The 19,655-nt window shown below is 70.9% G+C and carries 17 protein-coding genes, 1 pseudogene and 3 riboswitches; of the genes and pseudogenes, 15 read left to right on the forward strand and 3 right to left on the reverse strand.

Features of this window, described 5'->3' with window-relative positions:
* Positions 1 to 76 precede the first annotated feature (76 nt).
* Both I5Q34_RS26040 and I5Q34_RS26045 read right to left on the reverse strand, forming a co-directional pair.
* Positions 77 to 1,378 (reverse strand): phosphatase PAP2 family protein, encoded by a 1,302-nt coding sequence (locus I5Q34_RS26040; protein WP_374193061.1) that lies wholly within the window; start codon positions 1,376 to 1,378, stop codon positions 77 to 79.
* Between the two features lie 525 nt (positions 1,379 to 1,903).
* Entirely contained in the window at positions 1,904 to 2,791 is an 888-nt protein-coding gene (locus I5Q34_RS26045) for a TIGR03619 family F420-dependent LLM class oxidoreductase (RefSeq protein WP_199894860.1), read from the reverse strand.
* Positions 2,792 to 2,990: 199 nt separating this feature from the next.
* Here I5Q34_RS26045 and I5Q34_RS26050 point away from each other — a divergent pair, with 199 nt between their 5' ends.
* From I5Q34_RS26050 to nrdF, 15 genes are all read left to right on the forward strand, one after another.
* The gene (locus I5Q34_RS26050) at positions 2,991 to 3,329 is read left to right on the forward strand and encodes a nuclear transport factor 2 family protein (protein WP_199894861.1); all 339 of its coding nucleotides are present in this window, start codon (positions 2,991 to 2,993) and stop codon (positions 3,327 to 3,329) included.
* A gap of 224 nt (positions 3,330 to 3,553) precedes the next feature.
* Positions 3,554 to 4,708, forward strand: coding sequence for a serine hydrolase (locus tag I5Q34_RS26055; RefSeq protein ID WP_234429552.1), 1,155 nt, complete (start codon positions 3,554 to 3,556; stop codon positions 4,706 to 4,708).
* 123 nt (positions 4,709 to 4,831) lie between these two features.
* Positions 4,832 to 5,054: riboswitch (cobalamin riboswitch) on the forward strand.
* Positions 5,055 to 5,262: 208 nt separating this feature from the next.
* On the forward strand, positions 5,263 to 6,168 hold the full coding sequence (locus tag I5Q34_RS26060) for a hypothetical protein (protein WP_199894862.1): 906 nt from the start codon (positions 5,263 to 5,265) through the stop codon (positions 6,166 to 6,168).
* Positions 6,165 to 7,205: a cysteine synthase family protein gene (locus tag I5Q34_RS26065; RefSeq protein ID WP_277965720.1), complete on the forward strand. Its 1,041-nt coding sequence runs from the start codon at positions 6,165 to 6,167 to the stop codon at positions 7,203 to 7,205. Before I5Q34_RS26060 ends, I5Q34_RS26065 begins: the two co-directional genes overlap by 4 nt.
* Complete coding sequence (locus tag I5Q34_RS26070; RefSeq protein ID WP_199894863.1) at positions 7,202 to 8,428, forward strand: ATP-grasp domain-containing protein; 1,227 nt, start codon at positions 7,202 to 7,204, stop codon at positions 8,426 to 8,428. The genes I5Q34_RS26065 and I5Q34_RS26070 overlap by 4 nt, the downstream gene beginning before the upstream one ends.
* Positions 8,421 to 9,689: an MFS transporter gene (locus tag I5Q34_RS26075; protein WP_199894864.1), complete on the forward strand. Its 1,269-nt coding sequence runs from the start codon at positions 8,421 to 8,423 to the stop codon at positions 9,687 to 9,689. Before I5Q34_RS26070 ends, I5Q34_RS26075 begins: the two co-directional genes overlap by 8 nt.
* A complete protein-coding gene (locus tag I5Q34_RS26080) occupies positions 9,658 to 10,407 on the forward strand; it encodes a class I SAM-dependent methyltransferase (RefSeq protein ID WP_199894865.1) in 750 nt (249 codons plus the stop codon). The genes I5Q34_RS26075 and I5Q34_RS26080 overlap by 32 nt, the downstream gene beginning before the upstream one ends.
* 60 nt (positions 10,408 to 10,467) lie before the next feature.
* Positions 10,468 to 10,652, forward strand: a riboswitch (cobalamin riboswitch).
* Positions 10,653 to 10,681: 29 nt separating this feature from the next.
* Positions 10,682 to 11,722, forward strand: coding sequence for an ABC transporter substrate-binding protein (locus I5Q34_RS26085; RefSeq protein ID WP_199894866.1), 1,041 nt, complete (start codon positions 10,682 to 10,684; stop codon positions 11,720 to 11,722).
* On the forward strand, positions 11,719 to 12,834 hold the full coding sequence (locus tag I5Q34_RS26090; RefSeq protein WP_199894867.1) for an iron ABC transporter permease: 1,116 nt from the start codon (positions 11,719 to 11,721) through the stop codon (positions 12,832 to 12,834). Before I5Q34_RS26085 ends, I5Q34_RS26090 begins: the two co-directional genes overlap by 4 nt.
* Entirely contained in the window at positions 12,831 to 13,649 is an 819-nt protein-coding gene (locus I5Q34_RS26095) for an ABC transporter ATP-binding protein (RefSeq protein ID WP_199894868.1), read from the forward strand. The genes I5Q34_RS26090 and I5Q34_RS26095 overlap by 4 nt, the downstream gene beginning before the upstream one ends.
* A gap of 93 nt (positions 13,650 to 13,742) precedes the next feature.
* A complete protein-coding gene (locus I5Q34_RS26100) occupies positions 13,743 to 14,084 on the forward strand; it encodes an SH3 domain-containing protein (RefSeq protein WP_199894869.1) in 342 nt (113 codons plus the stop codon).
* Positions 14,085 to 14,267: 183 nt separating this feature from the next.
* Positions 14,268 to 14,996: a dienelactone hydrolase family protein gene (locus I5Q34_RS26105; protein ID WP_199894870.1), complete on the forward strand. Its 729-nt coding sequence runs from the start codon at positions 14,268 to 14,270 to the stop codon at positions 14,994 to 14,996.
* A gap of 324 nt (positions 14,997 to 15,320) precedes the next feature.
* Positions 15,321 to 15,544: riboswitch (cobalamin riboswitch) on the forward strand.
* A 173-nt stretch (positions 15,545 to 15,717) separates the two neighbouring features.
* Positions 15,718 to 16,146: a class Ib ribonucleoside-diphosphate reductase assembly flavoprotein NrdI gene (gene nrdI / locus I5Q34_RS26110; RefSeq protein WP_199894871.1), complete on the forward strand. Its 429-nt coding sequence runs from the start codon at positions 15,718 to 15,720 to the stop codon at positions 16,144 to 16,146.
* A gap of 11 nt (positions 16,147 to 16,157) precedes the next feature.
* Positions 16,158 to 18,314, forward strand: a complete 2,157-nt coding sequence (nrdE, locus tag I5Q34_RS26115; RefSeq protein WP_199894929.1) for a class 1b ribonucleoside-diphosphate reductase subunit alpha — start codon at positions 16,158 to 16,160, stop codon at positions 18,312 to 18,314.
* Between the two features lie 31 nt (positions 18,315 to 18,345).
* Entirely contained in the window at positions 18,346 to 19,368 is a 1,023-nt protein-coding gene (gene nrdF / locus I5Q34_RS26120; RefSeq protein ID WP_199894872.1) for a class 1b ribonucleoside-diphosphate reductase subunit beta, read from the forward strand.
* 21 nt (positions 19,369 to 19,389) lie between these two features.
* On the opposite strand, the pseudogene I5Q34_RS35055 reads toward nrdF, so the two are convergent.
* Positions 19,390 to 19,582 (reverse strand): annotated as a pseudogene (locus I5Q34_RS35055) (hypothetical protein); the annotation flags it as partial.
* Positions 19,583 to 19,655 lie beyond the last annotated feature (73 nt).

Consider the following 19,655-nt stretch of genomic DNA (forward strand, 5'->3'; position numbering starts at 1 on the left):
ACCGCGGCACCCACCGCCGCACCCGCGTCACCGACGAGATGCCGCACCGGGCGCCCACAGCCCGGTGCGGCATGGCTCACACCAGTTCGGGCTGCGGTTCCGGTTGCCGTGCCGGCGCGGCCTTCGGTTCCCACAGCCTGGTGGTCCGGACGTAGCCGTAGATCACCGAGGCCATCGCCAGAAGGAGAAGCGGTCCGGACACCCACGGGTTTTCGCCCATCTCCACCGACAGATAGCGGTAGGACAGCAGGAGCGCGGCGAAGACCGCCGTGCCGTAGGCGACCAGCTGGATTCCGGCCCGGTCCCAGCCGCGGTCGAACGCGCGCAGAGCCGCCTCGATCGTGAGCGTGAACACCACGCCGGCGACGAGATCCGCGCCGTAGTGGTAGCCGAAGCCCAGCGTCGCGCTGAGCGTGGCGATCAGCCAGAACGTCCCCGCGATCCTCAGCGCCCGTGGGCCCTTGCGGGTGTGAATGAAGATCGCGGTGGCCCACGCCGTGTGCAGGCTGGGCATGCAGTTGCGAGGGGTGATCGCGTCGTACAGCGCCGGGTGCGGGGTACCGATCGACGGCAGCGTGTTCGGCCACAGGTCGGCCACCGCCCACTCCACGCCGCCGGTGCCGGAGGCGCCCGGACCGTAGGCGAAGACCGGTCCGACCACCGGGAAGATCATGTAGATGCCCGGCCCGAGGAGCCCGATCACCAGAAAGGTGCGCACCAGATGATGGCGCGGGAAGCGGCGCTCGGCCGCCACGTGGCGCAGCTGGTACAGCGCGACGGCGACCGCGGCCAGTGCGAGCTGGGCGTAGACCGCGTTGAGAAGATGGGAGCCGATCGGGCCGGTGGCCTCGAGGATCCGGCCCGCCAGCCACGACGGGTTGCCCAGCGCGTGATCGGCGGTTGCCACGTACTGGTCGAGCACCATCGGGCGGGTCTTCGCCGTGATGTGCAGCCAGGTGTCACCGGCCTTGCGGCCGGCCACCAGCAGCAGCCCCAGCCCGACGGCCTTGAGCAGGAGGACACGTTCCTGGCCGGTACGGCGCGTGACGGCGATGACCGCGCAGCCCAGCATCACCCACAACGCGCCGTTGCCGAAGTACCGGCCGTCGGATGTGTCGGCGTCGACCGCCCACCGCACCAGGACGAAGACGATGTCGATGCCGATCGCGGCACCCGCCGCGATGAACCGTTGCCGCCAGGTGAGCACCACCATCATCAACAGCAGACCGCCGTACAGCGGCCCTGGCTTGGGGGCGAAGATCACCTCTTTCGCCTGGTTGGTGATCGGCCCCGGTTCGCCGGTGTAGTGACGCGCGGCGATCTCCAGCGCGATGAGGAACCCGAGAGCCACCACGCCCGCCGCGGCCCACAGGATCACCCGTGGCTGCCGCCACGAGGCGAACGTAATTCTGCCGTTTATTCGCGAAAGCACCCGCGACACTATAGGCGTCAACCGCCTGACCGATTTGTCAGGTGTTGGTCAACAATGCCACTCTTCGCGCCAAAGAGACCGGCTTTCCGGCGAAGGACGGGCAATGCGGGCACTCGTCGACAGTCCGATCATGCCATCGGGGCGGTGCGGGTGGCTCCGCCGGTCCGGCTTCACCCACTCCCCCGCGGAGCAGGAGTACGAGCCATCGTGGCAGCGCGCCGAGGCTCCACTGTGCGTGCCGCCGCTTCCGCCGGCGACGGACGAGCCGCTGCCACCCGTCACGGAAGACGTTGTCCCGGGCGCCTCGGAAGGCAGGTGCAAGACCGCGGCCGGCACGGCGGCCGACGCCACTCCGGTGCGTCCCACCCGGTGAGCGATCAGGACGCTCATGGCCGGGTTCCCCCCTGATGAGCTACTGCGCGAAGCCTTTGCCCGCACGACCCCGCCCCCCGGGCGCCGCCACGACAGGCGCTAGCCCGCCCGCACCCGGCGCAGCACCTCGATGCCCAGCTCCAGCGCCTCCTCCGGTTCCGTCACGCACTGCTGCAGGTCGACGAAGCAGCTGTCCGCACCGGATTCCCGTACGCCGCGCAGCACCGTGGCGATGTCCTCGGCCGACGCGCCCGGCCGGGGGTTGTGGCGCAGGCACTGGCGCAGCGCTTCCGGGTCGCGGCCGGCTTCCTCGGCGGCGCGGCGGGCCGTGGCCCAGAGGCCGGCGTGGGCCTCGGGCGGCAGGACGACGCCGGCCCAGCCGTCGGCACGGCGGCCGACGCGCCGCATCGCGGCCGGGCCGAATCCGCCCAGGAGGACGGGCGGGTGGGGTCGTTGGACGGGGCGGAGGCCGACGTGGGCAGGCGGAACGGTCCACTGCGGGCCTGTGTGAGCGAACGTTTCCTCGGTCCAGATGCCGTGGAGGACGTCGAGGATCTCGTCGAGCAGTGCGCCGCGGCGGGTGAAGTCGGCGTTGACGGCGCTGTATTCATCACGCATCCAGCCGATCCCGAAACCGGCGTCCAGGCGGCCGCCGCTGACCTGGTCCAGCGAGGTGAGGCTCCGGGCGAGCAACAGGGGCGGGTACCAGGGGGCGTTGAGGGTGCTCGTGCCGAGCCGTACGCGGCCGGTGGCGGTGGCGGCGACGGTGAGGACGGTGAGCGGGTCGAGGAAGGTCTTGTACTGGGGCGGGTAGGGGTTCTCGGGGGTGTGCCCGGGATAGATGTCGCTGGGGGCGACGGGGGTGAGGGAGCGGTCCCCGACCCACAGCGAGTCGAATCCGGCGGCCTCGGCGTCCCGGGCGAAACCGGCGATCGCCGCGGCGCGGGCATGCGTTCCGTACTGGGGCAGGGCGATACCAATCTGCATGATCCCTATCGTGGCGGGGCGCCGTCCGCGGGCCCGCGCACGCGAGGTGTGACGCTCGCCACGGACTCGAAGGCCGCTGACCGGCCCCGCCGAGGGACGCCTCCCAGGACCGTGGGAGGACCCGCCTGCCCCGACCTTCCGCCCGGTTGAGAAGCGGGACCTGAGAGCATGATCCCCTGCGGAAGGAGAGGAGTCCCCCATGTCCCCGGAAGAGATCGTCGACGGTCAGCTGGCCGCCTACAACGCGCGCGACCTCGACAAGTTCCTGGAGTACTACGTCGAGGACGTACCGGTGTACGCGTTCCCGTCGGGCGAGCTCCTCACCGACCGCTCGGGCCCCGCCTTCCGCGAGCGCTACGCCGCGCTCTTCGCTTCGAGTCCCGGCCTGCACGCCGAACTCGTCTCCCGTGTCACCCACGGCCGTATCGTCATCGACCAGGAGCGGGTGACCGGTTTCATGGGCGGCGAGGAGCGCTCCGCGGTGGCCCTCTACGAGGTGGGCGAGGAACGCGTCGAGCGGGTCTGGTTCGCGGTCTGACGCAGGCTGTCGGCAGCGCTCACGACCGGACGCCGTCGCCCTGCGGCATGTGACGCCCACCACGAGGCGCTGGAGCCACGGCCGTTGCGGCATGACCTCCGGTCCGGCACCTGCTCGTCCGGGAGGCGCGCGTGCGGCCTCCGTCACACCCACGAGGCGCCATACCGCCGCGACGCCCGGGTAAGGAGCATGAGGCCGGTGGGGAGAAGAGCAGAGGAGGTCCCATGGTGCGCCGTGGGTGCAAGAGGTTGATGTCCGGGTTCGCCGCCCTTGCGGCGGCCGGGTTGTTGGCGGTCTCCTCACCTCCTCCGGCCGCTGCGGAACCGGACACGGGCGGCGCGCACGACAGCACCCGGGCGGCCATGGACGCGGCGGTCCGCCGGGGCGTTCCGGGCGTGCTGGCCGGGGCCTTCGAGGACGGCCGCCGGTGGACGGGTTCGGCGGGGATCGCCGACGACGGCACCAAGCGCGCCCCGCGCCCGGAGGACCGCTTCCGTGCCGGGAGCATCACAAAGACGTTCCTGGCCACGGTCGTTCTCCAGCTGGAGGCCGAGGGCAGACTCCGTATCGGCGACACGGTCGAGAAGTGGCTGCCCGGAGTGGTACGGGGCAACGGCAACGACGGCAGCAAAATCACCGTCCGGCAACTGCTCAACCACACCAGCGGGCTCTACGAGTATCTGAAGGACCCGGCCCCGCACTACGGCGGCAAGGAGTGGCTGGCCCACCGGTACGACACGTGGAAACCGGAGCAGTTGGCGGCCGTCGCCATGTCCCACCGCCCCGACTTCGCGCCGGGCACCAAGCACGTCTACACCAACACGAACTACCTCCTGACCGCGCTGATCGTCGAACGCGCCAGTGGCCACTCCTACGAATCCGAGGTCCGTCGGCGCATCATCGAGCCCCTGGGTCTGCGGGGCACCACCCTGCCCGGCACCAGCAGCAGGCTTCCGCAGCCTTCGGGGCGGGCCTACAAGTTGTTCCCCGACGACCTGAACACCGTGTACGACGTCACCGAGTACAACCCCAGCCTCATCCGCGGGGCCAGCGACCTCATCACCACCACTGGTGACCTGGACCGCTTCTGCACCGCCCTCCTGCGCGGCACCCTCCTGCCGCCCGCGCAGCTGAAGGAGATGACGACCACGGACCCCGTCACCGACGGCTACGGACTGGGGCTGTTCACCCTCACCACTTCCTGCGGCGTCAAGTTGTGGGGTCACAACGGCAGCTTCGCCGGCACCGAGACCTGGGCCCTGTCCACCCGGGACACCCGGCACCGGCTGGCCCTCTACCTCAACACCGACGCGTTCCTCGGCGCCGGTCCGGCCTCCGCCGTCATCGATGCGGAGTTCTGCCCGTCGTCCACGCGGTGACAGTCTGTCGACGAGGCGTAGGCTGGCCGGACCGCGTCGCACACGCCACTGTTTTCCCTCCGGACACCAGCGACAACAAGACAACGCGCGAGGTCACCCTGTCGCGATGACGCAAGCGCCCCTACGCTGATGAGCGCAGTCGGTTCGCGCCGCGGTCCGTGGCGCGTCGTAAGAGGGAACCCGGTGGGAATCCGGGACTGACCCGCAGCGGTGAGTGGGAACGAACGCCGTCAACGGCACTGGCCCCGTCCAGGGGTCCGGGAAGCGACGGCCAGTAGGTGTCGCCGGAGGAAACCGGCCGACGTGCCCACGAGTCCGAAGACCTGCCACTGCGCGCGTGCGACGAACTCGCACGCGCTGTTCACGGTGGCCTCGAGGGCTGGGCCGGCGGTGCAGGCGGAACGACGCGCGTACGCGGCGCGGCCGCCCTCCCACTCACCGGTCCTCCGTCGGGCCGGGGCGGCGAGGGAGGACGTGTTCGTGACCGAGGCATCCCGCCCGGGCGGCAGACGGCCGCACCGGGCACGGCCGTCGTACGGCGGCCCATGCGGCCCATGCTGACGGCGTCGTCCCGGACCGGCCGGACGCGGACCGACCCGACGCGGATCGCCTCCGGCGTCTGCCACGGCACCCTGGGCGAGCTCTACCAGGGCCCGCTGCGCCCCGGCGCCGATCCGGACATCGCTCTCGTCTCGTTCCCCGTGGACCGCCATGCGTGGGTGTACTACACGCACGGCACCGCCGCCCCCAAAAGCGCGTCGCCCCTCGGCGAGAAGGCGGCGACGGCCGCGCGCCTCTTCCTGGACCACTTCGGGCTGACCCTGCCGCCCGGCCGCTGGAGCACCCACTCCGACCTTGACGTCGGGGTGGGAATGGCCAGTTCCACGGCCGACATCGTGGCGACGCTGCGCTGTCTCTTCCGTGTCTTCTCCCTGCCGTACGACTTTGACGTGGTCATCGGCATCCTGTCGGCGATAGAGCGTGCCGACAGCGTGTTCCTCGACGAGTTCGCGCTCTACCTCAGCGGACGGCACCGCGTCCTGCGACGCCTGGGCACCGGTGTCGGCTTCCACACCGCCTTCATCGCGGAGCCGGGCACGGTGGACACCGCCGCCGTCACGCCCCTGCTCCTGCGGCACTACCGGCGGTACGCGACGGAGTACGAGCGCTGCCTGGCGGACCTGCTCAAGGGCTTCGCCTCCGGTGACCCGGCGGCCGTGGCCCGGGCGGCGACCTTCAGCGGCGTGCTCTCCCAAGAGGCGCTCCCCAAGCGCACCTTCGAGGCCGTACTGGCCCACCGCGAGGAGTTCGGGGCGGACGGGCTGTTCGTCGCGCACACCGGCTCCCTCGTCGGCTACCTCTTCACCCAGCGGCCCGCGCCCGCCCTCAAGGGCGAACTGTCCGCCTTCTTCCGCTCGTTCGGCCGCCAGTGCTCCTTCGCCCAGGGAGGCTTCGCGTGACACACCCCGCACCCCCCGTACACCCCCACATAGCCGACGCCCTCAAGGTCCCCGACCTCGTCCGGCTGACGGACGGCATGGTCCTGCTGCGCTTCGAGTCGATGAAGATCTACTCGGCGCTCGGGGCCGTCCGGCACCTGCTCGACCGCGGCACCGTACGCCCCGGACAGACCGTGATCGACAGTTCCAGCGGCATCTACGCCTACGCCCTGGCGCTGGCCTGCCACCGCCACGGCCTGCGCTGCCACATCGTGGCCTCGACCACGGTCGACGCCACGACGCTCGCCCAGCTGGAGATCCTCGGCGCCACGGTCGAGCAGGTCAGACCGTCCCGGAACCTCAAGCTCGACCAGGAGTTACGGGTGCGCCGTGTGCGGGAGATCCTCGTCGAGCGGCCCGACTTCCACTGGATGCGCCAGTACCACGACGACATCCACTACCTGGGCTACCGCGAGGTCGCGGACGCGGTGGCGGCCGCCCTGCCCGTCGACGCGCTGACCGTCGTCGGCGGAGTCGGGTCCGGGGCCTCGACCGGCGGGCTCGTGGAACACCTGCGCCGCCGCGACCCCTCCGTCCGGCTGGTCGGGGTGCAGCCGTTCGGCAGCGTCACCTTCGGGAGCCAGGACCACCACGACCCGGAAGCGATCATCGCCGGCATCGGCTCCTCGATCGCGTTCGACAACGTCCGCCACCACCTCTACGACGCCGTCCACTGGATGGACTTCGGCCACGCCCTGTCCGGTACGGTCGCCCTGCTGCGCGAGCACGCCGTCTTCGCCGGGCTCTCCACCGGAGCCGCCTACCTGGCCGCCGTGCACGAGGCCCGCCGGCATCCCGACCGGCTCCAGCTGGTGATCGGCGCCGACACCGGCCACCGCTACGTGGAGCGGGTGCACGCCCGGCACCGGGAGGCCGCGGACCTCGCCTCGCTCAAGCCCGCCGAGGTCGACAGTCCCGAGGAGATGTCCATGCCCTGGTCGACGGCGGCGTGGAACCGCGCCGCCTGGCCGACGGGCCGGAAGGAGCCGTCCGCATGACCCTGGTGTCCCTGGAATCACTCACCTTCGGCCTGGGGCGTCTGGTGCGCGCCGCCGGCCGGCGGGGCGAGCGTGTACGGCTCCTGACCGGCGATCCGTCCTACTACGCCCACGAGTTGGAGGCACTGCCCCCGGGCGCCGTCGAGGTGGTGGAGACCGACACCTTCGACACGGACGGGGTGGCGGAGCTGCTCGGCCGGACCCCGGACCTCCGTGGCCTGATCAGCTCCACCGACACCTGGATGCCGGTCGCCGCGGAACTCACGTCCCGCTTCGGCCTGCCCGGCCCGGCCCCGGTGGTGCTGCGGCTCACCAGGGACAAGGCGGCCGTCCGGAACCGGCTGTACGAGGCGGGGCTGACCAGGAGCAGAGCCGCCGAGGTGGAGACGGCCGAGCTGCTCGTGAAGGAGACGGGCCTGCCGGCGATCCTCAAGGACAGCGCCGGAACGGGGAGCCAGAACGTCTGGCTGGTCCGGGACGAGCGGGAGCTTCAGGTGGCGCTGGCACAGGCCGCCGGGCGGCGGTTGAAGGGCCGGCTCTTCGCCGAGCCGTACTTCACCGGTCCCGTGTACAGCGCGGAGACCCTCACCTGGGCGGGCAGGACACGGCTGTTGGGCGTCTCCAGCCGGCTGATGTCGCCCGAGCCGCGCTTCCGGGAGGAGGTCACCGCGTTCCCCGTCGCCTTCCCCGAGCAGCGCCGGGCCGCCCTGGAGCGGTGGCTCGACGGCGTCCTCGCCGCCATCGGCTACACCGACCGCTTCGCCCACGTGGAGTTCGCCCTGACCACCGCCGGCCCGGAAGTGGTGGAGATCAACCCGCGGATCGGGGGCGCCCTCGTCGGCGAGGGCCTGTGCCGGGCGCTCGGCGTCAACGTGTACGAGGCGATGGTGGAGGCGGCGCTCGGGGTCCGTCCCGGGCTCATGGACGCGGAGTTCCCCGGGGGCCCGGCCTCGGCCTTCGTCCTCGGATACCCGCGGCGGCCGGGTGTGTTCACCGGCGTCGACGGGCTCGACCGGCTGGCGGACATGCCGGGCTCCCCCGCCTGGTACCCGGTCAAGCGGACCGGCGACCGCATCGAGCACCTGGACGACAGCCGCGGGTACGCGGGGATCGTCTACGCGGAGGGCGACACCGCCGAGCTGGCCACCCACTGCGCCGTCGCCGCCGCCAACGCCCTGCGGGTCATGACGGACCCCTTCCCGCAACGGACCTCCGGTGGCTGAACGCCCCACGGGCGACGCGGGGTTGCGGTCCGCGCTGCTCCCCCTGGCCGGCCCCCTGCGCTTCCTCCTCCTGAGCTCCTTCCTGATCCCGCTCGGCAGTTTCATGGTCCTGCCGTTCATGTCGGTCTTCCTGCACGAACGGCTGGGGATGGGGCTCGGCGCGGTCGGGGTGGTGCTGGCCGCGGCGTCCCTCGTGCAGTTCTCGGGCGGCATCGTCGGCGGGGTTCTCGCCGACCGCGTGGGGCTGCGGCGGACGATGATGTGGGCGCTGGTGGTGCGCACGGCGGGTTTCGCGGCGTTCGTGGCGGCGCTGCGGTGGCCGCCCGTGGCGGTGGCCGCGCTCATCCTCACCTGCTGCGGTGCCGCGCTGTACCTGCCGGCCAACAAGGCGTACCTGGTGCACGGCGTGGACGAGGCGCGCCGGCCGGCGTTCCTGTCCGCGGGCAACGCGGCGCTCAACGCGGGCATGGCGGTGGGCCCGCTCGTCGCCGGTCCGTTCGTGCTGTCGTCCCCCGGTCCGCTGTTCCTCGGCGTGACGGTGCTGTTCGCGGTGGTCGCCGTGGGGCACGCGCGGCTGCCCGCCACGGGGGCGCGGGAGGAGCGGCCCGGTGACGCGCGCGCATCCGGTCAGGGTCTGCTGACCGGCGTGGCCGTCCTGCCGTTCGTCGCCAACGGGCTGGCGTTCTACCTCTACTTCCACTTCCAGCACTACCTGGCGGTGTACGCCGTCGAGCGGGCCTCCAGCGAGTTCTACAGCCTGGTGCTGCTGGCCTGCTTCGCCCTGGTCATCGTCGTCCAGCCGCTCGCCTCGGGCGCGATCCGGCGGATGCGGTACCCGGTCGCCCTGGCGGCCGGGTACGCGGGACTGGCCGCCGGCATGGCGGTCCTGGCGTCCGGCACGAGGACGGCCCTGCTGGCCGGCGGGGTCCTGATCACGCTGGGCGACATCGTGCTCTTCCTCAAGAACGACCTGGAGGCCCTGCGCCGCAGCCGCCGCTCCGCCGCCGTGGTGTTCGGACAGCAGCGGCTCGCCGCGGGACTGGGCGCGTGCGCCAGCGGCGTCCTGGGCGGGCAGCTGTACGGCTTCGGTGAACGCGCCGGGGACACCGGCTGGTTCTGGCTGCTGGCCGCCGCCCAGTGCGTCCTGCTGCCACCGCTCCTCGCACTGACCGGCAGGACCGCCGCGCGTCCTGCCCGCCCCCACCGCAGGGAAGGAACAACGACCACCGATGGCGCGAACGGGCGCGTTCCAGGACGATGACTTCTGGACCGAGTTCTACGACTTCCTCTTCCCGGAGCAGCGTTACGAGCAGGCGGAAGAGCTGCTCGGCACCTCTCCCCTGCTGTCCTTCCCGCCCGGGGCCCGGGTGCTGGACCTGTGCTGCGGCCCCGGGGTGTTCAGCGTGCCGCTCGCCCTGCGGGGCTTCGACGTCACGGGCGTGGACCGCAGTCCGGCCCTGCTGGACCGCGCCCGCAAGCGGTCCGCCGACGCCGGCGCGACGGTCCGGTACGTACGGGCGGACATGCGGGAGTACGCGCCGCCCGGGGAGTTCGACGTCGTCCTCAACATGTTCACGTCCTTCGGGTACTTCGAGGACCCCGCCGACAACGCCCGGGCCCTGCGGGCCATGTACACCTCGCTGGCCCCCGGCGGGACGCTCGTCCTGGATCTGGCCGGGAAGGAGCTGCTGGCCCGCAAGGTCACGCCGCCCAAAGTCGTGCGGAAGGGCGACGACTTGCTGGTGCAGACCGACACGGTGCTGGACGACTGGGCACGGCTGCGGAGCGACTGGGTCCTGGTCCGCGGCGACCGCGTGACGCGGGCGAGCCTGGTCTGGTTCGTCTACAGCGCCGTGGAGTTGCGGCGGATGGCCGCCGAGGCCGGTTTTGAACACGTCGATATCCACGGCGGGTTCGACGGCCGCCCGTACGACCAGGACGCCGAACGCCTGATCCTGCGGGCGGTCCGCGGAGGGTGAGGGGGCCGGGACCCAGGGGGCGCGCGACGGACTGTCGTACGCCCTATGCCCCACGTACGCCGATAAGTAGTATCACCTGGTCATCACCGCGACGGGAGAGACAGGAAGCCGGTGCGATTCCGGCACGGTCCCGCCACTGTGACCGGGGAGTGCAACCCTTCGACAGGCCACTGCGCGCGGCGCGGGAAGGCCGGGGGAACGTCGATCCGGAAGTCAGGACACTGGCCTGTCGCGGGCCCGTTCCGAGGAGCGCGGACTCCCCAGGAGGCATTGCGTGCACGGCGTCACATCCCTCTCCCCCGTCCTTCCCCCCTCCGCCCGGCGCCGCCGGCCCCTTCGCACCGCGGCGCTCGCCGCCGCCCTGTCCACGACGTTGCTGGCCGGCTGCGGCACGTCGAAGGACACCGCCGACGCCGGGTCCACGGCCCCGTCGGCGAAGGGCTTCCCGGTCACGGTGGACAACTGCGGCATCCGCACCACCTACAGGAAGCCGCCCTCCCGGGTGGTCACCATCCACCAGCACCCCGCCGAACTGATGCTGGCGCTCGGGCTCGGGGACCGGATGGTCGGCACCGCCTTCCCCGACTCCGCCGTCCTGCCCGAACTGAGGAAGAAGTTCGAGGCCGTCCCCCAACTGGCGAAGAAGGAACCGTCCTTCGAGACGGTCGTGAACGCCGAGCCGGACTTCGTCTACGGCGGCTACGGCAGCGCGTTCGCCGAGAAGGAGGGCCGCTCCCGCAAGGCGTTCAAGGACGCCGGCATCGACACCCACCTCAACCGCGAGTACTGCGGGAAGAAACAGGTGTCCATGAACGACGCCTACGAGGAGATCCGCACCATCGGCACCATCTTCGGCGTCTCCCGGCGGGCCGACGCACTGATCGCCGACCTCCGGGGACGGGTGAGCAGGACCACCGCGAAGGTCGAGGGGGCGCCCGTCGTCCCCGTCTTCGTGTACGACAGCGGCGACAAGGCCCCGTTCACCCCCGGCGGCAAGAGCCTCGGCACCGAGATCATCAAACTCGCGGGCGGGCGGAACGTGTTCGACGACCTCGGCGAGGTCTTCGGCGACGTCTCCTGGGAACAGGTCGTCGCCCGCAAGCCCGAGGTCATCGTCATCTACGAGTACGCGGGCGCCGGGAGCGCGGAGCAGAAGAAGAGGTTCCTCCTCTCCCAGCCCGCCCTCGCCGACGTGCCCGCCGTGAAGAACAAACGGTTCGTCGTCCTGCCGCTGACCGCGACCCTCGTCGGGATCCGGCCGCCGCACGCGGTCGAGGAGCTGGCCCGCGGACTGCACCCCGAGAGGTTCCGGTGACGGCCCCCGCCGAGGCCAGGACCACCAGGACGACCGCCCCGGACGACGACCGCCGTGAAGTCCCGCAGCGCCGCCGGTCCTTCGCGGCCGTCCTGGCGATCCTGGCCGTCCTGCTCCTGGTGTCCGTCACGGCGGGCATGGCCATCGGCTCGGTGCACGTGCCGCCCGGCGAGGTGTGGGGCATCGTGACGCACGCGCTGGGCATCGGCTTCCCGGAGCCGGGCCGGTCCCGGGCGCGGGAGACGATCGTGCTGGACGTACGGGCTCCGCGCGTGCTGCTCGGCGCGGTGACGGGTGCGGGGCTGGCGGTGGTGGGCACCGCCATGCAGGCCCTGGTCCGCAACCCGCTGGCGGAGCCGTACCTGCTGGGCGTCTCCTCGGGCGCGTCGCTGGGCGCCGTCATGGTGATCGTCTTCGGGGTGAGCCTCTTCGGCCCGGTGTCGCTGCCGGCCGCCGCCTTCGTGGGCGCCCTGTTGACGCTCCTGCTGGTGTACACGACGTCCCGGGCGGGCGGGCGCATCACCTCGACGCGTCTGGTGCTGTCGGGAGTCGCCATCGCCTCCGTCCTCACCGCGGTGACGGATCTGCTGCTGCTGACCGGCAACCGGGGCAACGAGGCGCGGGAGGTCCTCGCCTGGACCCTCGGGGGACTCGGCGGCGTGCGGTGGAGCACCCTGTGGCTGCCGGGCGCGGCACTGCTGCTGGGCATCGTCGTCCTGCTGGTCCAGGCCCGGTCGCTGAACCTGCTGCTGGCGGGCGAGGAGGCCGCCACGACGATGGGGCTGGACGTGGCCCGGTTCCGGGCCCGGATGTTCGTCCTCCTCTCCCTCGTCACCGGCGTCCTGGTGGCGGCGGCCGGGCCGATCGGCTTCGTCGGCCTGATGCTGCCGCACATCATGCGCCTGGCCGTGGGCGGCGACCACCGCCGTCTGCTGCCCGCGGCCGCGCTGGCCGGCGCGGTGTTCCTGGTGTGGGCCGACATCGCGGCCCGGACCGTCGCCTCCCCCATGGAGATCCCCGTCGGCGTACTGACGGCCCTGTGCGGCGGGCCGTTCTTCCTGTGGCTGCTGCGCCGGGACGCCCGGCGCGGCACGGACCGGGGGACGGCATGAGCGCGGCCGAACTCGCTGTCGACGGCGTCACGTTGACCGCCGGGGCGCACCGTCTGGTGCGGGACGTCTCCCTGACCGCCCGGCCGGGGGAGGTGGTCGGCCTGGTCGGCCCGAACGGCAGCGGCAAGTCCAGTCTCCTGCGCGCCGTCTACCGGATCCTCCGCCCCGACTCCGGGAGCGTGCGCGTGGACGGCGCCGACGCCTGGTCCCTGCCGGTGCGCAGGCTGGCCCGGACCCTGGCCGCCGTGGTGCAGGAGTCCGGGGCGAACTTCGACCTGGCCGTGCGGGAGGTCGTCGCGATGGGCCGCAGCCCGCACAAGCGGCTGCTCGACGGCGACACCGCCGAGGACGCGCGGATCGTCGGGTCGGCCCTGGAGTCGGTGGACGCCGCCGGCCTGGCGAACCGTTCCTTCGACAGCCTCTCCGGGGGCGAGCGCCAGCGCGTGCTCATCGCCCGCGCCCTGGCCCAGCGACCCGCGCTGCTGGTCCTCGACGAACCCACCAACCACCTGGACATCCGCCACCAGTTGGAAGTCCTCGGCGTCCTGCGACACCTGCCCGCCACGGTCCTGGTGGCCCTCCACGACCTGAACCTCGCCGCGTACTACTGCGACCGCCTGTACGTCCTGCGCGACGGCGAGGTGACGGCCCACGGCACACCGGCCGAGGTGCTCACGCCGCGGCTGCTGGCGGAGGTGTACGGCGTGGCGGCGGAGGTGGCGGTGCATCCGCGCACGGGGGCGCCGCAGGTGACGTTCCTGCCGGGGGAACTCACTCGGTCGGGCGTGGTGGTGGCGGATCATTCCGGGGCGTGAGCGCGGGGGACAGACATCGGCCCACAGCCTTGCCGGCCTCGCCAATGACAGGCATGCTCATGCCACCTGAAGGAATCGGGGGGTGCAACCAACATGAGCCGATCAGTTCGCCTGCTCACGACCGGGACCGCCTTGATACTGGCGGTGCAGTTGGCACCTGCGGCGGTTGCCTCGGAAGCCACCGAAACTTTCGCCTGTGGCGTCACAGCACGCAACCGTGACAGCGGCCCTTACGGGCAGTACTTCTTGCAGAACGTCAACCTCCGCAACGGCCCGGAGTGGAGATGCGATGTCAAGTACACCGCCACCCCCGTCAACAAGGTCGACTACTACTGCACAACCGACGGGTTCACGTACCTGCGTACGGCGTCGACAAAGTACGGCTGGGTTCATAACAGCTATCTGAAAGGCGGCGGTTCCACCATTCCTTGCTGACTGCGGACAGCATCCGTCCCGGCGAGGCGCGGGCGGTGATCTCTGTGATACCTTCGGCATCGCCGTGCACCAGTACGAATTCGAGGAGGTGAGTCCGATCAACACCACGACAGGTCGGGACTCCCTCCTTCGCATGGCCTAGGGAGCGCCCGCACAAGGCATTCCGAAAGGCCTGGAACGCTGATGCGCTTCACCTCCCGGACGTCGTCCGACGGCGTCACCGAAGAGTTCTTCACCCTCGACGAGATCCCCGGCGTGCTCTGGACGCCGGACGACGCCCATGGCACTCGTCCCCTGATCCTGCTGGGCCACGGCGGCGGGCAGCACAAGGCGGCCCCCGGCACCGTGGCCCGCGCGCGCCGCTACGCCGCCGAGGGGTTCGCGGTCGTCGCGATCGACGCGCCCCACCACGGCGACCGGCCCAAGGACGAGGAATTCGGCCGGATCACGGCCGAGTTGCGGACCGCCATGGCCGCCGGCGGAAACCCGGGCGCGCTGGTCGCCGGCATGCACGGCCATCTGGCCGGTCGGGCCGTCGCCGACTGGCGGGCGGTCCTGACCGCGGTCCAGCGCCTCGACCGGGTCGGTGTCGGCCCGGTGGGCTATTGCGGCTTGTCGATGGGCTGCGGACTCGGCGTCCCGCTCATCGCCGCGGAACCCCGTATCCGTGCGGCGGTGCTGGGCCTGCTCGGTGTGCACGGGCTGGCCGAGGACGCCGCGCGGATCACCGTGCCGGTGCAGTTCCTGATCCAGTGGGACGACCAGATGGTCGCGCGGGACCAGAGCCTGGCCCTGTTCGACGCCCTGGCCTCGGCGGAGAAGACGCTGCACGCCAACCCCGGCAGGCACGGGGATGTGCCGTCGTTCGAAGTGGACGGCTCGGTGCGGTTCTTCGCCCGGCATCTGGGCTGACGCGATGTCACGGCGTCCGGAGCGAACGCGCCGGACGCCGCAGGACTTGGTGACGTCCTTCACAGACAGCCGCGCCACGGCAGCGGGCACAGCGGTACGGGCGCGTTCGCACATGCGACTTCCCCTGAAGATGCCACGTGCCCGCGAGCGGCCGGAACGACGGCGCCAGTCACGGCCCGGGACGGGCCGGGAGTCCCCGAGAACGACGGCGGGAAGCACACTTCGCACCCGCCAACACTCCGCACAAGCGCTCGACTTAGGTCTACCTGACTTTCCTCCGCAGCACAACATCTGGGCCTGCGGCACCAGATCGTTTCTACATGTAGTGTTGCCCGTGCTGGTGGTTCGCCAGGCACTCCGTGCCCGGCGAGGCAAGAGGGAACCCGGTGGGAATCCGGGACTGCCCCGCAGCGGTGAGCGGGAACGACCGCCGTCATACGCACTGGGCCCATAGAAGGGGCCTGGGAAGCGACGGCCAGTAGGTGTCCTCGAAGAACACGAGGACGAGTCCGCGAGTCCGAAGACCTGCCACCGGTGCGTACGCCGATCCGCGGCGTGCGCGCGCCGAGGCCCCGAGGGAGGGCCGCGTGGCCGTCGTACGGACCCGGGTCCGGCATGCCTTCATCCGGCACAGCCCCCGGCCCCGCCGTGCGCTCCGCCGCCGCTCCCCTCCCCGGCCCTCGGACGGACACGGGTACGAGCGAGAGGAGGCGGCACACCGTTGAGCGGCCTCGTGTATTTCTCCAGCGTCTCGGAGAACACCGAACGTTTCGTGGAGCGCCTGGAACTGCCCGCCCTGCGCATCCCCCTGCACCCGCACCGCGAGGGCATGCCGCAGGTCACCGAGCCGTACGTGCTGATCGTGCCGACCTACGGCGGCGGCAGCCACGCGGGCGCGGTCCCCAAGCAGGTGATCCGCTTCCTGAACGTGGCGGCCAACAGGGCGCTGCTGCGCGGTGTGATCGCCTCCGGCAACACCAACTTCGGCGCGGACTACTGCCTGGCGGGCCGGGTGATCTCGGCCAAGTGCGGGGTGCCGCAGCTGTACCGATTCGAACTGCTGGGCACGGACCACGACGTCCGCGCCGTCAGGGAAGGACTGCAGAAGTTTTGGACACGACACTCGTCGGCGAAGGCGTCGGCGGCATGACCACCGATGGCATGAACCCCGTCACCGCGCCGGCGGCCCCGCGCGAGTCGGTGGGTACGCGCAAGGACTACCACGCGCTGAACGCCATGCTGAACATGTACGACTGCGACGGCCGCATCCAGTTCGACAAGGACCGCGAGGCCGTCCGCCAGTACTTCCTCCAGCACGTGAACCCCAACACGGTGGTCTTCCCGACGCTGGAGGAGAAGATCTCCTACCTGGTCGAGAACGACTACTACGAGGAGGCGCCGATCCGGCGCTACCCGTGGGAGTTCGTCAAGGACCTGTACCGGCAGGCGTACGCGCACGAGCACCGCTTCCGCACGTTCCTCGGCGCGTTCAAGTTCTACACCTCGTACACGCTCAAGTCCTTCGACGGCTCCCGCTACCTGGAGCGGTTCGAGGACCGGGTGGTCGCCACCGCCCTGTACCTGGGCGCGGGCGACGAGGCCCTCGCCTCCCGGCTGGTCGACGAGATGCTGACGGGCCGCTTCCAGCCGGCCACGCCGACCTTCCTCAACGCCGGCAAGGCGCAGCGCGGCGAGCTGGTCTCCTGTTTCCTGCTGCGCGTCGAGGACAACCTGGAGTCGATCGGACGCGGCGTCAACTCGGCCCTCCAGCTGTCCAAACGCGGCGGCGGGGTGGCGCTGCTGCTGACGAACCTGCGCGAACAGGGCGCCCCGATCAAGAAGATCGAGAACCAGTCGTCCGGGGTGGTGCCCGTGATGAAGCTGCTGGAGGACTCCTTCTCCTACGCCAACCAGCTCGGCGCGCGGCAGGGCGCGGGCGCGGTCTATCTGCACGCCCACCACCCGGACATCATGCGGTTCCTGGACACCAAGCGGGAGAACGCGGACGAAAAGATCCGCATCAAGACCCTCTCCCTCGGCGTGGTCGTGCCGGACATCACCTTCGAACTCGCCAAGCGCAACGAGGACATGCACCTGTTCTCGCCGTACGACGTGGAGCGCGAGTACGGCCGGCCGCTGTCGGACCTGTCGGTCGGCGAGCACTACGACGAGCTGGTCGCCAACCCGCGCATCCGCAAGTCGACGCTCAGCGCCCGCGAGTTCTTCAAGACGATCGCGGAGCTGCAGTTCGAGTCGGGCTACCCGTACCTGCTGTTCGAGGACACGGTCAACCGGGCCAACCCGATCCCCGGCTGGATCAACATGTCCAACCTGTGCTCGGAGATCCTCCAGGTCAACTCGCCCAGCACGTACGACGCCTCGCTCGGTTACGAGACCGTCGGCAAGGACGTCTCCTGCAACCTGGGCTCGCTCAACATCGCCGCCGCGATGGCCTCGCCGGACCTCGGCGCGACCGTCGAGACCGCCGTACGCGGGCTGACCTCGGTCTCCGACCAGGCGTACATCGACGCCGTACCCTCCGTGGCCCACGGCAACGCGCTCTCGCACGCCATCGGCCTCGGCCAGATGAACCTGCACGGCTACCTCGCCTCGCAGCGCATCCACTACGGCAGCGAGGAGGGCGTGGACTTCACCAATATCTACTTCTACGCGGTCGCCTATCACGCGCTGTGCGCCTCGAACCGGATCGCGATCGAACGCGGCGCCGTCTTCGACGGGTTCGAGCTCTCCGCCTACGCCGACGGCTCGTACTTCGACAAGTACACCGAGCGCGCGTGGGAACCGGCCACCGAGCGGGTGCGATCCCTGTTCGCCGAGGCGGGCGTGCGCATCCCGGCCCGGGACGACTGGCGCGCGCTGAAGGAGTCCGTCCGGGAGCACGGCATCTACAACCAGTACCTCCAGGCCGTCCCGCCCACCGGCTCCATCAGCTACATCAACGACGCCACCGCCTCCATCCACCCGATCGCCTCCAAGGTGGAGATCCGCAAGGAGGGCAAGCTCGGCCGCGTCTACTACCCGGCGCCGCACATGGACAACGACAACCTGGAGTACTTCCAGGACGCGTACGAGATCGGCCACGAGAAGATCATCGACACCTACGCGGCGGCCACCCAGCACGTGGACCAGGGCCTGAGCTGCACGCTGTTCTTCCGGGACACCGCCACCACCCGCGACGTCAACAAGGCCCAGATCCACGCCTGGCGCAAGGGCATCAAGACCCTCTACTACATCCGGCTGCGCCAGGAGGCCCTGGCCGGCACCGAGATCGAGAACTGCCTGTCCTGCGCCCTGTGACACCCGTACCGACTCCACGGAAGCACTGACGATGACCACCACTCCCCCGCCCCTGACCGAACTGTCGGTCACGCCCCCGTCCTTCCGCCACGACCCGGCGGCCCGCCTGCGCCCGGTCAACTGGAACCGCGTCACCGACGAGAAGGACCTGGAGGTGTGGAACCGGCTCACCGCCAACTTCTGGCTGCCCGAGAAGGTCCCGCTCTCCAACGACCTTCCCGCCTGGCAGCAGCGCCTCACCGCCGGGGAACGCACCCTGACCATGCGCGTGTTCACCGGTCTGACCATGCTGGACACCGTGCAGGCCACCGTCGGCGAGATCGTGCAGATCCAGGACGCGCGCACCGAGCACGAGGAGGCGGTGTACACCAACATCGCCTTCATGCAGGCCGTGCACGCCCGCAGCTACTCCTCGGTCTTCTCCACCCTGTCCACCACCCCGGAGATCGACGACGCCTACCGCTGGGCGGTGGACAACGACGTCCTCCAGCAGCGTGCCAAGGCCGTCCTGCGCCATTACTACGGCGACGACCCGCTCAAGCGGAAGGTCGCCTCCACCCTGCTGTCCTCGCTGCTGCTGTACGCGGGCTTCTACCTCCCCCTCCACTTCTCCACCCATGCCCTGCTCACCAACACCGCCGACATGATCCGCCTGATCCTGCGCGACAAGGCGGTGCACGGCTACTACTCCGGCTACAAATACCAACGCGGCCTGGAGCATCGGACGCCGGCCGGCCAGCAGGCGATGCGGGCCTTCACCCACGAGCTCCTCGACGAGCTGTACGAGCTGGAACTCCGCTACTCCGGCGAGCTCTACGAACCGCTCGGCCTCATGGACGACGTGGCCGTCTTCGTCCGCTACAACGCCAACAAGGCGCTGATGAACCTGGGTTATCCGGCCCGCTTCGACGCCGACGAGACGGAGGTCAACCCGGAGATCCTGGCGGCGCTGTCCCCGGGGGCCGACGAGAACCACGACTTCTTCTCGGGCTCGGGTTCGTCGTACGTCATGGGCAAGGCGGAGGACACGGCGGACGACGACTGGGACTTCTGAGAGACCCGGGCGTGAACCCCCTGAAGAGGCGGGCGCGCGGTCCGGGTGGACGGCGAGCGGGAAGTCTCCGTCACCGGCGTTCGCGGCGAAGGCGCGCAGCGTGTCGGCGGGTATCCCTGCGAGCTCGTGCACCCCGAGCTCGATCAGGCGTCCCGCCTGGGCGGCGAAGCGACGGGAGCGGGGTCACGGCGGCGGAGGACGAGGTCCCGGGCAAGGTACTCCTCGGTCCGAGGTCAGGGGCGGTGGGCCCAGGATCGCACGCGGCGGCCCGCCGGATTGTTCCCGGG

This window comes from Streptomyces sp. AV19 (genome assembly GCF_015999245.1).
Classification (GTDB): domain Bacteria; phylum Actinomycetota; class Actinomycetes; order Streptomycetales; family Streptomycetaceae; genus Streptomyces.

Excerpts from the sequence above, each read along its gene's own strand:
- I5Q34_RS26070 (WP_199894863.1), top strand. The coding sequence starts at position 7,202 with ATGACCCTGGTGTCCCTGGAATCACTCACCTTCGGCCTGGGGCGTCTG.
- I5Q34_RS26045 (WP_199894860.1), bottom strand. The coding sequence starts at position 2,791 with ATGCAGATTGGTATCGCCCTGCCCCAGTACGGAACGCATGCCCGCGCC.
- I5Q34_RS26055 (WP_234429552.1), top strand. The coding sequence starts at position 3,554 with ATGGTGCGCCGTGGGTGCAAGAGGTTGATGTCCGGGTTCGCCGCCCTT.
- I5Q34_RS26060 (WP_199894862.1), top strand. The coding sequence starts at position 5,263 with ATGCTGACGGCGTCGTCCCGGACCGGCCGGACGCGGACCGACCCGACG.
- I5Q34_RS26105 (WP_199894870.1), top strand. The coding sequence starts at position 14,268 with ATGCGCTTCACCTCCCGGACGTCGTCCGACGGCGTCACCGAAGAGTTC.
- nrdE (WP_199894929.1), top strand. The coding sequence starts at position 16,158 with ATGAACCCCGTCACCGCGCCGGCGGCCCCGCGCGAGTCGGTGGGTACG.
- I5Q34_RS26080 (WP_199894865.1), top strand. The coding sequence starts at position 9,658 with ATGGCGCGAACGGGCGCGTTCCAGGACGATGACTTCTGGACCGAGTTC.
- I5Q34_RS26095 (WP_199894868.1), top strand. The coding sequence starts at position 12,831 with ATGAGCGCGGCCGAACTCGCTGTCGACGGCGTCACGTTGACCGCCGGG.
- nrdF (WP_199894872.1), top strand. The coding sequence starts at position 18,346 with ATGACCACCACTCCCCCGCCCCTGACCGAACTGTCGGTCACGCCCCCG.
- I5Q34_RS26100 (WP_199894869.1), top strand. The coding sequence starts at position 13,743 with ATGAGCCGATCAGTTCGCCTGCTCACGACCGGGACCGCCTTGATACTG.
- I5Q34_RS26050 (WP_199894861.1), top strand. The coding sequence starts at position 2,991 with ATGTCCCCGGAAGAGATCGTCGACGGTCAGCTGGCCGCCTACAACGCG.